The 13,052-nt window shown below is 33.6% G+C and carries 13 protein-coding genes; 11 read left to right on the forward strand and 2 right to left on the reverse strand.

Features of this window, described 5'->3' with window-relative positions; genetic code table 11:
* The first annotated feature begins 15 nt into the window (after positions 1–15).
* Positions 16–1,323 (forward strand): tetratricopeptide repeat protein, encoded by a 1,308-nt coding sequence (locus PSA_RS21860; RefSeq protein ID WP_042143237.1) that lies wholly within the window; start codon positions 16–18, stop codon positions 1,321–1,323.
* 1,103 nt (positions 1,324–2,426) lie between these two features.
* Here PSA_RS21860 and PSA_RS21865 read toward each other — a convergent pair.
* Entirely contained in the window at positions 2,427–3,371 is a 945-nt protein-coding gene (locus tag PSA_RS21865) for a YeiH family protein (RefSeq protein ID WP_042143235.1), read from the reverse strand.
* 335 nt (positions 3,372–3,706) lie between these two features.
* Here PSA_RS21865 and PSA_RS21870 point away from each other — a divergent pair, with 335 nt between their 5' ends.
* From PSA_RS21870 to PSA_RS26640, 6 genes are read left to right on the forward strand one after another with little or no spacing between them, the layout of a single operon-like run.
* On the forward strand, positions 3,707–3,922 hold the full coding sequence (locus PSA_RS21870) for a hypothetical protein (RefSeq protein WP_042143232.1): 216 nt from the start codon (positions 3,707–3,709) through the stop codon (positions 3,920–3,922).
* A 46-nt stretch (positions 3,923–3,968) separates the two neighbouring features.
* Complete coding sequence (locus PSA_RS21875) at positions 3,969–4,388, forward strand: GNAT family N-acetyltransferase (protein WP_042143230.1); 420 nt, start codon at positions 3,969–3,971, stop codon at positions 4,386–4,388.
* Positions 4,389–4,390: 2 nt separating this feature from the next.
* Positions 4,391–4,753: a VOC family protein gene (locus tag PSA_RS21880; protein ID WP_042143227.1), complete on the forward strand. Its 363-nt coding sequence runs from the start codon at positions 4,391–4,393 to the stop codon at positions 4,751–4,753.
* 35 nt (positions 4,754–4,788) lie between these two features.
* Positions 4,789–5,280, forward strand: coding sequence for a gamma-glutamylcyclotransferase family protein (locus tag PSA_RS21885; protein WP_052379835.1), 492 nt, complete (start codon positions 4,789–4,791; stop codon positions 5,278–5,280).
* A 33-nt stretch (positions 5,281–5,313) separates the two neighbouring features.
* Entirely contained in the window at positions 5,314–6,036 is a 723-nt protein-coding gene (locus tag PSA_RS21890) for an SIMPL domain-containing protein (RefSeq protein WP_082305870.1), read from the forward strand.
* 37 nt (positions 6,037–6,073) lie between these two features.
* Positions 6,074–6,265, forward strand: coding sequence for a LysE family transporter (locus tag PSA_RS26640; protein ID WP_042143224.1), 192 nt, complete (start codon positions 6,074–6,076; stop codon positions 6,263–6,265).
* Between the two features lie 268 nt (positions 6,266–6,533).
* On the opposite strand, the gene PSA_RS21900 is transcribed toward PSA_RS26640, so the two are convergent.
* Positions 6,534–8,687, reverse strand: a complete 2,154-nt coding sequence (locus PSA_RS21900) for a winged helix-turn-helix domain-containing protein (RefSeq protein ID WP_042143223.1) — start codon at positions 8,685–8,687, stop codon at positions 6,534–6,536.
* Between the two features lie 227 nt (positions 8,688–8,914).
* Here PSA_RS21900 and PSA_RS21905 point away from each other — a divergent pair, with 227 nt between their 5' ends.
* From PSA_RS21905 to PSA_RS21920, 4 genes are all read left to right on the forward strand, one after another.
* A complete protein-coding gene (locus PSA_RS21905) occupies positions 8,915–10,084 on the forward strand; it encodes an alpha/beta hydrolase (RefSeq protein WP_042143221.1) in 1,170 nt (389 codons plus the stop codon).
* A gap of 545 nt (positions 10,085–10,629) precedes the next feature.
* Positions 10,630–11,268, forward strand: coding sequence for an ankyrin repeat domain-containing protein (locus PSA_RS21910; protein ID WP_052379834.1), 639 nt, complete (start codon positions 10,630–10,632; stop codon positions 11,266–11,268).
* Positions 11,269–11,389: 121 nt separating this feature from the next.
* Positions 11,390–11,803 (forward strand): LexA family transcriptional regulator, encoded by a 414-nt coding sequence (locus PSA_RS21915; RefSeq protein WP_042143219.1) that lies wholly within the window; start codon positions 11,390–11,392, stop codon positions 11,801–11,803.
* On the forward strand, positions 11,791–13,047 hold the full coding sequence (locus tag PSA_RS21920) for a Y-family DNA polymerase (RefSeq protein ID WP_042143217.1): 1,257 nt from the start codon (positions 11,791–11,793) through the stop codon (positions 13,045–13,047). The genes PSA_RS21915 and PSA_RS21920 overlap by 13 nt, the downstream gene beginning before the upstream one ends.
* Positions 13,048–13,052: the final 5 nt, after the last annotated feature.

The following is a 13,052-nucleotide window of genomic DNA, read 5'->3' on the forward strand; positions in this document are numbered from 1 at the left end:
TAAGAGAGAGCTCAAATGAAATTTTTAAAATCGACTTTAATCTACAGTGCTTATTTTACTGCTGCTATTACTTTGCCAAGTATGAGCGCGATAATTCCTGGTATCAACGTTGATACTGTTTTTGCCAATGAAGTGAAAACTAAAAAAGTACCTTCCTTACGAAATAAAGTGTATTCGCAGTTAGCAAGAGCGCAAAAATTAGCAGATGACGGTAAAGTTGATGAAGGTTTGGCTGCACTCGATGATATTGCGCGTAAAAAATCAAGTATGAATGATTATGAAGTTGCGATGATGTATAACTTTTATGGTTTCATTCATTACAATCAAAATGATTTATCAAAAGCGATGACTGCTTTTGAATTAGTAGTAGCTCAAGAAGCGATCCCGGAATCATTAAAGCTTTCTACATTATTCAGCCTAGCGCAACTTGCTATGGCTGATGGCAAATATAAAAAAGTGACAACTTATTTAGCCCGCTGGGATAAAGTAAATTCAAAACCTAAATCTGATGCTTATTATGTATTAAAGTCGCAAGCTTTATACCAAGATAAGCAATATCAAGCGTCACTTGAGAGTATCTCACAAGCGATTTCACTGGCCGAAGGCAAGCAAAAAATACCCAAAGAAAATTGGTTAGTATTACAGCGTGCTTTATTTTATTCATTGAATAAACCACAACAAGTGGCTGACGTTTTAGAGAAAATGGTTAAATTATTCAATAAACCTGAATATTGGCTACAGCTGGGCAATATGTATGGTGAGTTAGGTGAAGAAACTAAGCAATTGGCAATATTAGAAGCTGCTAAACAGCAAGGTTTTATAACTAAAAAGTCGGATGTTCGTAACTTAGCCCAAGTTTATTTATTTAATGGTTTAGCTTTTAAAGCGGCAGAAACAATGAAGTCAGGTTTAGATACCGGTTTGATTGAAAATACCAATAAGAACTTGGCTTTTGTTGCTGAATCTTTTATGCAAGCAAAAGAAGATAGCAAAGCAATAACCTTCTTTGATAAAGCATCAAAATTGACTCAAACAGGTGAGTACGACCAAAGGTTAGCCGAACTGTATTTAAATAATGAAATGTTTGAAGAAGCAGCTGATTCAGCCCGTGAAGCATTAGATAAAGGCCTAAAAAATGGTGACTCAAATACCTATATAGCATTAGGTATGGCGCAATATAATTTAGAGAACTTTGATGCGTCAATTTTAGCGTTTGAACAAGCAGAAAAGCATAAAAAAGCTAAAAAGCTCGCATCACAATGGCTTAAATTTGTAAAGCGTGAGCAAATGAATGCTAAAGCAATGAAAACAGCTTATTTGTAATTACCTGCATAAATCTTACCTATCTTTATGAATTGACAATCCTTTCATAAATTCAGTATTGTATACAAAACTGATTTTATGAACTGATGCAAATGTTTAAATTTAATAAGGCTATTTTACTAGCCTTTTTTTTATTTTGTTTTCATTAAATTCCCACGGAAAAATTGAAATAATAACCAGTAGTTATGATGATAAACAGTATGATTCATTTATCTTGGATAATGGTTTATCAGTAATGGTCATTTCAGATCCTAAAGCTCAGTTTCAGCCGCATCTCTAACTGTAGCAGTAGGGTCTAAACATAGCCCCAATCATCGTTTAGGGTTAGCGCATTGATTAGAACATATCGTTTTATTAGGGAGTGAAAAATTTCCCGATATAGGCAGCTTTTATCAATTTTTTAAACAACAAAATGGTTGGTCAAATGGCTCTACAAGACCTGATAATACGCGTTATCATTTTTAATTAAATGAACCTGCATTTGAACTAAGGTTGGATAGGCTTGCAGATGCACTTTATGACCCACTGTTATCTGACAAAATAATTAAAACTGCAACAACATATTTATAAAGCTTTGTAGCTAAAAAAATTCAAGCCGTTTTTAGTTCGTCAAAAGAAGTTACGAATCAAGTAGAGCCACACTACAACATACCTTATTCAGTTATCACTTTTAGCGATGAGCAGTTAAAAATTTGGCTAAAGCCCAAAGGAAATGATTATTTTAATTTACAATAAGTTATGTTGTATTTATGGTCAGGTTAGGTAGGAGTAAACATCTAAAATCACGATCTACCCGTTTATCTTTAGATAAGTTAATACTTAAAATAGCGTGGTTGGTGTGCAGTTTAAATTTGTTATGAGTTATATGATTCTATTATTTCCCAAGTCATAGGCGTTACTTTGATAATATCTAATATATTTAAATAATAAGGCTTTGGATTTGATAAATACTTTAATAATAATGAGTGTATTTATATGCATTTTCATATCACTTTTTACACAAGGGCTAGTCTCTGCTGCACTAGATCTCATTGCATTCATTTTACTAGTGGCATATTATTTTAGAGCTAAAAGACAGAAAGTAAGTCTCTAACATCATATATTTACATAAAACATAATATATAACTTAGCGAGCTGATACTGATCACCCCCCAAAGCATTATGCCCAAAAGTAGCGGCTTTAAACCGGACTCTTTTATTTTTTGAATGCTGATACTTGTACCTATTAAAAACAAACATACGACTAAAACACGTTTTGAGATATTGAATATACTGTCAAATAAATATTGAAATTCAGGCAGTAAATAAGCAATCAGGATCGTTAAACAATAAAATAAAATGAAAAAAGGGATTTTAATTTTATTATCGCCTTTACACAACAATGCATTAATCAAGGCAATAGGAATAATCCATAATGCGCGTGCAAGCTTTAACGTTGTAGCGGTCAATAATGCCTCATCTCCATATGCAGAAGCAGCTCCAACTACAGAAGAGGTATCATGTATGGCTATCGCACTCCAAACACCAAAAGTATACTGTTCCATTTCTAGTAAATGGCCAATAAATGGAAAAACAAATAAAGCGACAGAGTTAAGAATAAATATTGTAACCAATGCTAATGAAGTTTGATCATTTTTAGCATTGATGGCGGGAGCAACAGCTGCTATAGCACTACCACCACAAATTGCAGTGCCAGTAGAAATTAAATAACCTGTTTTATGATCAATTTTGAGTATTTTAGTCAGGTAGTAACCTAGTATTAATGTGCTAAAGATTGATACTACTATAATACCGAATCCATCTTTGGTCGCTGAAATTGCTTCATTTAAATTTATACCAAACCCTAAGCCAACAATTGAATAAGCTAATAAAATTTTTGTGAGCGTATTTAAATTAATATTTTTTGGTGTATAACCCAAGGTAGATAATGTGAAACCAATTAATAATGCTACAGGTGATGAAATAATAGGGACTAAGCAAAATAGCCCGATAGTAATAAATATTATATCGGTTTTGTGTAATGTGAAATATTTTATAGATTTAAACATACCGCTCCTTTATTAAGTAAAGGATACCTTTAAACGCCAAAGAAGGGGATTCGAATAACTTGAACCAAAGGTTAAATTATATTTAACAGAGCGTAGCGAAAATCTCGGGGGCTTGCCCCCGTGCTGGATAGTGTAGACTGAGCTTGCCTTAGTCTGTCGTATCCACTACATGGAACTTCAAAGAAATTCTTATCATGTTTTAAGACTAATGTATTACTTTTTGTGGATACCTAAGTATCGACGTAAAGTTTTTTCTGAGCCTTACCGTGTAATCTCGCATAGGTTGTTTCCTCTTTACTTTTGGTCGGTCAAAGAGATTACATATATCGCTCACAATGTTAAGCCTAACCTTAGATTATTCAGATGATTTTACTTATTCTGATGATCAGCAAGACAAAAGTACTGCGATTAAATCTAAGCTTATATATAGTCTTAATGACAGTTTTGATATCTTTCTTGTAGCAGAAAAAACAAAGCGAGACTCAGATCAATATGATGGCATTCAAAGCGATAAGTCTCTGTTAAAAGCCGGTGTTCGTTTGAATTTTTAGTAAGTTTAATAATATGAATGGATCTGTAAGCTGTTAAAGGAAAATAATGCATAATAAATTCAGTATATCGACGGATAAGAAGCTGTTAGATGTATCAAAAATTCATGACTATCTTTCAAATGAATCATATTGGGCCAAAGGTAGAACTTTAAAGCAAGTTGAAGCAAGTATTGATAATTCACTATGTTTTGGTATGTATTGTAATAATCAACAAGTTGCTTTTGCTCGCGTAGTCACAGATACAGTTTCTATTGCTTATTTATTAGATGTATTTGTTTTTGACGAATTTCAAAAACAAGGAATAAGTAAACGATTACTTGATGAAATATTTAGTCATCATGCATTACAAAATGTAAATTGGCTATTAAGAACCAGTGATGCACAAAGCCTTTATCAAAGGTATGGCTTTAATAGTATTGATAATCCTGCTACCTATATGAAAAAACTAAGCCAAGGAAATAATTAATTATGATATTAGGCGTATCGACTTTACTTGTAGTACATGACCTTACAATTTCTAAGAAATTCTATATAGACATATTAGGTTTAGAATTAGCTTCTGAGCATGAAAACTGTGTCCAGTTAAAAATTGGTGATCAAGAGGTTGCTATTTTTGAAGGCGATAACACTGCCGTAAGCTATCGACATGGATATGAGTCAAACTCGACATTAGTGTTAACTGTGAATAACCTCGATGAAAAAATTATCTACTTAAAAAAACAAGGTGTTGAATTTGTGCATCAAACGCCAAATGAAAATCAATGGGGTCGCTATGCGGCATTTAAAGATCCATCAGGTATCGTCCATGAGATTTTTGAATTAAAATTTTAATATTAAAGGTTTAGTTAAGGGAAGGTTCATATTCAGTGAAGTATTTTGCATATGGTTCAAATATGTCTTTAGCCAGATTGAAACAAAGAGCACCTAGTGCAAAGCGTTATGGTTGCTTTAAATTAGTTGGCTTCAGTTTAAGGTTTCATAAAGTAGGGCAAGATAAGTCAGGTAAATGTGATGCGTTATATACTGCAAACAAATCTGATTATGTGTTGGGCGTTTTATTTGAAATTGATGAAGCAGACAAAATTCATTTGGATAAAGCTGAAGGTCTAGGTTTTGGATACGATGAAAAGCAAATATCACTGATCAATGAGCACAATGAAAAAGCTCAGGCTTTTTTATATAGTGCCACACAGATTGATGTTCATCTAATGCCTTACTCTTGGTATAAAAATCACGTTTTAATAGGTGCCATCGAGTCAAGTTTACCAAAAGAATATATAGATAGAATCAAATCAGTTGAAAGTTTAGATGATTTAGATAAGAACAGAGATGCGTTGCAACGAGCAATACATAATTAAATGACTTTTTATTAGAAAATAATAGGAAACCCTATGAAATTAATCACTTCTATTGCACTAGTGGCAATGTCTTTTACAAGTGTAGCAAATACGCAATTACCAAATAACCGCCATATTTCAGTTACCGGGAACGCAGAACTCAGTGCTAAACCAGATATTGCAGTGATCCATTTACATGTAGAAAATAACAATAAAACAAGCTCAGCAGCTAAAACAGAGGTTGACGCTCGCGTTAATAATTTACTTGATGGTTTAAATAAATTTAAAGTAGACGAGAGCAATGTATCTGCTTCTAGTATTTCAACTGAGCCTAGATATTCATATCGCAATAATGAAAACCCAACAATTACAGGTTATGTTGCCAAACGTACTTTAAAAGTGACTTTAAATGATATTAAAAAACTAAATACATTTATTGATTTTGCGCTCAGTGTAAAAATAAACTCAGTGAGAAATATCGAATTAAAATCGTCTAAAGAAGCAGTATTTAAAGATGAAGTGAATGCATTAGCTGTAAAACATGCTAAAGAAAAAGGGCGCTCTTTAGCAAACGCTTTTGATGCCGATTTAGGCCGAATTTATAGCATTAATGCAAATTCAAATAGTAGCGCATATCGCTATGGTGCAAATCAAGATGCTGAAATGGTACAAATGAGTGCAATGAAAGGGACTGCACCAAAGCCTGGACGCTACTTACAAGAAAACATTAAATTTTCAGCTTCTATTAGTGTTGTTTTTGATTTAGAAGTAAAGTAGTCTACGCTGTTTTTTAGATTAAACATCAGGGCTTTAAATGATTGATATATCGATTTTACCATTATTTTTCACTGCGGTTTTCTTTTTAGTAATATCGCCTGGTCCTGATTTAATTCTGATATCTTCATATTCATCCACCAAAGGGTTTAAAGCAGGCTTACTGATCGCCCTTGGAATATTTTTTGCCGGTATTTTACAAACTTTACTGGTAGCTTTTGGCTTAGCTTAGTTGGATTAATTTCAAATACGATATTTGCACTTTCTTTTAGTCAATTGGCTAGGTTAATTGGCAATAAGTTCAAACTTGGTCGTCATATTGATGGCTTATTAGGTTTTATCTTTTTGGGCTTAGCTACACGTTTAGCGACAAGTAAATAACTGCACAGTCAATCTATGTATCGCTTCTTTAATATATAAATTGTAAAAAAGTGATTGATTATAGTTATATATATATGATTTAATTAAGTTATTTTCAGATTTTTTTGCAACTGATATATTTAATGCATAGTGCGGTGCACATCACCTTCAATACTTTCTATATCACTTAGCATTATCTTACCGTTATAAACATCGTAACTATTAAAACCATTTATAAGATATTTATTACTTTTATTATTGCCATTTAATGGAATTGCATTTAAATAATCGCCATCATTTTCGCCGCTGCCATAATACAAAATGTTTGAGTCAATTTTAACGTGAAAAAAACCTGTAGGTAGCGTAAGTTGAGTATGAGTTAGGTTATGTTGATTTATATCTACCTCATCAGATATTATAAATGTATTGATTCGGTATAAAGCATTAGTATATTGTTCAATTAAATAGCTATAGTCTAGATGTTGGCTATCCCTTTTCCCATATGCCCATTTCCCTTTAAGTTTGACCTCTTTATTATTAGCCAAATTAATAAGTTTTAATTCTGGTGTGCCATTTTTAACGATAGTAATTGCAGCGCCATTTTTTGTCAGCCAATCGAGTGAGATTATGGGATGTTCACTTGTGAAAATGAGTTGCTCTTTGTTAAGTTCCTTTACTGGATCTAAGGTATTTAAATCGCTTATCGGAATATGATATACCTTATTTTCTATATTTATTAAAATACTTTGGTCATCTGCTGATATTGATAAATAGTTCAGTGAAAGTAGTTTTGAAAAATTAGTAACTATCTGTGCATGATTTATATCCTGGCGTCCTAAATATAATTGTCTTCGACCACTGCGTTTGGAAACAAATAAATAGTCTGAGCTATTATGAAATAAAGCAGGGTTAACATCATGAACACTTGAGTTATCAATATCACTCATTGACTCTGGAGCAATTAACCAGCGATTGCTAAAGTTTTTTTGCTCTGTGCTAAATAGTAGGTTCTGACCATCTGGAAATAATGACATCTGAGGTGATAAATACTCAGATACGCTCACAAGAGTAGTGGCATTTTTTCCATTGAGATCACTTTTAATTATTTGGTGTAAAGGTGGTGCTGCATAATAAAGGACTTGCTCGGAGTCATGATGCCAAATTGCTTCAATGACTGGGTGATTAAATTTAAAGCCTTTAGTAATTTGGTTGCTAGCCAGATCTAAAGCTAATAATTGGGTTTTGTAATTACTATCTGTACTCATTATGAGTAACTTATTACCATCTGGTGAAATATCAATGCCGTGATGCCCCCAACCTTTAGGCTCATCTTGTGTAACAAAGCGATGACTTTTAGTTTTAAGGTCAAATAAATAAATTTGATTAGGCCATAAATCTTGCGGTTGAGCAGCATAGTAGATCTCCTGTCGCGTTTCATGGTAATCAATATCTTTTATTCGTTTGTGACTGCATTTAAATAGTTTTTCACTTTGTTTCCAGTTCATTACTAAATTAGCTTGGCTTGATTGCTCTATTTGACTGGTTGCAGTAAGCCTTGCTTTATAAACCCCACAAGTATCTTGTGTTTTATCAAAATAAAATAAATTGGTGGTTTCATCCTTCGAGTCTTTTGCCACTGCAACAATACTGCTAATAGTTGCTTTACCTATGTCGACTTTATGTACTTTTGAACTGTGAATGTTTTTTATCCAAAGTTGATTTGCGGTATTTTGTGAGTTCATTTTCAAATAATAAAGATGCTTTTTGTCTGGATGCATTTTCGCAGATTTTTCAGCCCCTTTTGAACGTGTTAATTCTATGGTGTCAGCTTTAATATTTGGCTGTTCTGTAGGGCTAACAACTTGCCAAAGAACCACACTAAAAAACATTAATATCACAGCTATTTTTGCAATACTAAATGTACTTAATTTAACTTTATTTATGCTGGTATTGTGTTGCGGTATTTGTGGACGTGTATTTGAAGTTTCAAGTAAAGTTACTTCACATATTAATCGGTAACCGCGTTTTGGTACGGTTTGAATATACTGAGGTTGCTTAGGATCATCACTTAACACTTTACGCAAGTTTGCGATTAACTTATTAATTGCATTATCTGTAACGATAGAACCTGACCATAGGTGATCTAAAATATAGTCCCGAGAAATTATGATATTAGGTTGATTTACAAATATCACCAGTAGCTCAAATAGTTTCGGATCAATCGCTAACTCTTGACCTTGGTATAATAATCTTGTTTGTTTGCTATCAAGGATGAAACCACCAAATTGAATCATACTGAATTGTTATCCAAAAACTTAATTGTCTGTGTACTTAAAAGAAAATGAGTTTAGCATGCAGTAAAACAGATATAAAACAAAGGATTAATTAAATGTCTATTTTGATAACAATATGGTGAATTCACTTATTTTTCACTTTTTTTCCTTAAAATTTCATTACTTTTCTATTCAAAAACATAACTGTAGCTTTAAAACACTAACCAAGTTAAATTAAAGGATATCTTATGTTTAAACACATAATTACTGTTTTCATTGTTACATTATTTCTCAATATCGAGGTGACTAATGCCAAGGTGCGAGGGGAATCATTAGTTGATGGATTGCCTTCAAAAATATTAGCAGAACAACGAGAACTACTGGTTCACTTACCTAACAATTATCACAAAAATACACATAAAAACTATCCCGTACTTTACCTATTAGACGGTCAGAGAAATTTCAATCATGCTATCGGTTCATTAGATTTATTAAACCAATCTTACATGGCGCAAGAAATGATTATTATCGCCATTAAAAATACGCACCGTACCAGAGATTTTACGCCAACTTATGATGAAAGTTATAACCGCTGGGGAATATCAGGTGGTGCAGATAAGTTTTTAGATTTTATGGAGCAAGAACTTATTCCTTATGTCGATAAAAGCTATCGTACAAATAATTTTAAAATATTATCAGGTCATTCTTTAAGTGGTTTATTAGCCATATATGCGCTGCAATCAAGACCACAATTGTTTCAAGCACATTTTGCGTTCAGCCCAAGTTTATGGTGGCATGACCAAGTAATTTTTAAGCAAGCTGAAAGCTTTTTAGCTAATACAACTGAGCTTAATAACTATTTATATCTAAATTTGGCTGATGAAGGTGGTAATATGCTGAGCGCTTTTGAGAAATATACTAAGTTACTAAAAAAACAGACTATTAATGGTTTTAACTATCATTCAGAAATTGACGAACGAGAAAATCATGGTACTTCTGCGCTGATAGGGCAAACACTCGCATTCAGATATTTATATAACACATTGCAATGCCCACAAGAGATAATTGTCCAGGGATTACCTGCAATTGAGAATTTTTATAAGAAACAATCTACAAAATATGGTTATCAAATAAAGCCTAGTTACTCGACTATTACTCAAGCAGGGAAAAATGCGCTATATAATAAAGATATTATCAATGCGATTAATTTCTTTGAGTTCAATGTCAAAAACTATCCTAATATCGCTGATGGTTATTCTCGATTAGCTTATGCTTTAGAAGCTGATGGTCAATTTGAAAAGGCGTTAAAAATGACAAACCTTGCTCTTAAAAAGAGTGTACAAGAAAATGTTGAGAGCAACTCATTTAAGCATCATAAAGCCCACTTATTGGCTTTAATTAACAATAATAAGTTATAACCTTATTTCTGGTTAAGTTAAAAACCGCCTATTACATTGTTTAATATCAATTTTACAGGCAAAAAAAAAGCCCTAAAGGGCTTTTTTGAGAATCCATATCAACCGTCACCGATATGAGCAATGTAGCAAGTAATAAGGGGTGAGCATTGATAGCCTAGTAGCAAGGGGCGATTGTTTCCAAGCTATCAATGATCTTACAGTTTAACGTACTGCTTAACGTTTACAGGGTTCTTTCTGTATCTTAATAAAGCATGGCCTCCTGCCAAAATATCGTCCTTGTGGTCTGAGGTTAGGTACTGCGTTTCGTTGATAATGATTATCAATTAGAATCATACCCAAGTCAACATCTAAATGATAATTATTTGCAATAAGCGCGATTGATTTGTCCGCGGACTGTTCGGTGTCCGTCCGGTGGAGATGAAAATCAAATATTTATTACACATTATATCTATTTTTCAATTAGTTATGTTTTGGCATGATGCTTGACATACCTTATATGAATTTATAACTGAACAACTACATAAAATTCATAAAGGAACAATGAAATGCTAAAAATAAACAACAAATCAAAACTATTAAGTATCGCTATTAGCTGTATTGCTATTTCTACTGCGACAATCAGTATCGCCCACGATAATAAAGCAGCTATTGTAGTCTCAAAAGGATATCATAAAGCACATTCTAGCAATCCTAATAGTGAGTTGATGATCCGAGCAATTAGACACAATGACTTAAATAAAGTGAGATCGTTATTAAATAATGGTGTGGGTATTAATGAGAATCTTGAAGGTGATGGCACACCATTAATTATAGCTGTGCAACGAAATAAAATTGAGCTTGTACAAGCATTAATTGATTTAGGTGCTGATGTTAATCAAGCCACAGATATAGATGGTAATGCTTTAATTAATGCAGCGATGAAAAATAATGTTGAAATTGCTAAGCTACTTTTAGATCAAGGTGCAAATTTAGACGCGATTGTTATTAATGATGAAACAGCTTTGATCACGGCATCACGTGCTGGACATTTTGAAATGGTAAAGTTTTTAGTAGAAAGAGGCGCTGATGTTAATTTAGGTGTGCAGGTAAAACTGGTGAAAGGAACTGAATATCGCAGCCCATTAAATGGTGCTAGAAATATGAAGATAACGCAATATTTAGAAAATAATGGCGCTAAAGCATAGTTTTTTATTCTATATTTATACAATAGAGGCCGCTTACGCGGTCTTTTTTATTTAAAACAAATCTATCTAAACTACTCATTTAGTTTATACTGTTTTTATATACAGTATTTAGGGTTGTAAAATGAAAGTAATTCCAATTTATATTGATGCAGGGATCTCTGGCTTTGAATCACCTGCGACAGAATATAAAGAGTTAGGTTTATCGTTAGACCAATTATTGATAAAACATCCAAATGCGACTTTTATTGGTATTGCCTCTGGGCAGTCAATGCAGGGCGTCGGTATTTTTGAAGGTGATTTATTATTAGTAGATAGGGCTGAAGATCTTAGATGTGGTGATGTCATTGTTGCAAATTTCAATGGCAATTTTGTATGTAAATTATTAGATAAAAACAATGCGTTATTGTTATCGGCTTCGCCTATGCATCCACCAGTTAAAGTGAGTCAGGCTGATGAATTTCAGGTAGAGGGGGTCGTTACCCGTTCGATTCGTTTACATCGTCAAGCAAGTGAATTATTGCAATGTTTGCCTTAGTTGATGCAGTCTCTTTTTATGCCAGTGCTGAAAAAGTATTTGATCCTGCCATTCGTTCTAAACCTGTTGTGGTACTCACAAATAACGACGGCTGTATTTGTGCTGTATGCCCTATAGCTCGCAAACTTAACATCCCTAAGTTTCAGCCTTATTTTAAAGTTAAAGATTATTTAGCAAAGCATAATGTGGTGATACGTTCTTCTAATTATGAATTGTACGCCGATTTAAGTGAAAAGATGATGAATGTGATCGGCCGGTATTGTGATAATCAATATGTATATTCAATAGATGAATCATTTTTACAGTTTACAGGATTTAAACATTTAATTGATGATTGGCATGAGTACGGCCACCAGATCAGGAGCGCTGTATGGCGAGAAACTAAATTACCAGTCGGAGTCGGCTTTGGCACAACACCTACGTTAGCAAAGGCGGCAAATCATGCTGCTAAAAAGTTAAGTGGTTATAATGGGGTGGCGATTATTGATAATGAATCAAGCCGTAGAGAAATATTAGCAAAAATGACCGTAACAGATGTTTGGGGAATAGGCCGTCGGTTAGGTAAAAAACTGCAACTTATGAATATCAATACAGCGCTTGATTTATCAAATTGTAATGCGCGAGACATGGGTCGACTTTTTAGTGTGCTGGTGGAGCGTACCATAAGTGAGTTAAATGGCATTCAATGTTTAAACTGGGATGAAGTTAAACAAGCAAAAAAAGAAATATTTTCGACGCGTAGCTTTGGTAAACGCATTGAAGATAGAGATAGTCTTGTCTCTGCATTAACGGCGCACAGCGCAATTGTAGCCAGAAAACTCAGACAACAAAACTCACTCACCAAGCGCATTGTTATTTTTGCTGCAAGCTCACCCCATGAAGCGCATTATTATAAAAAGTCGTTTATCTATGATTTTCCAGTAGCAACCGCAGATACCTGTGTATTAGCCCATGCTGTTAGCACGGTTTTACCAACTTTATTTAAACCTGACGTACGTTTTTATCGTTGTGGAGTGGGGGCGATTGATTTAGAAACTGCGCAATTTAAGCAAAGTGATATGTTTAATACAAGCCAAGATAAACCAGAATTAATGGCCTGTTTTGACAAAATAAACCACAGGTTTGGCCAAGGTACAGTCAAACTAGCCAGTGAGAGTTGCACTGAAAAATGGCAAATGAAACGACATTTTTTATCGCCTCATTTTACCAGTTGCTGGCAAGATATTCCTAAAATTAGCTGTTAGCTTTA

The sequence above is a fragment of the Pseudoalteromonas sp. '520P1 No. 423' genome, from assembly GCF_001269985.1.
Lineage (GTDB): Bacteria > Pseudomonadota > Gammaproteobacteria > Enterobacterales > Alteromonadaceae > Pseudoalteromonas.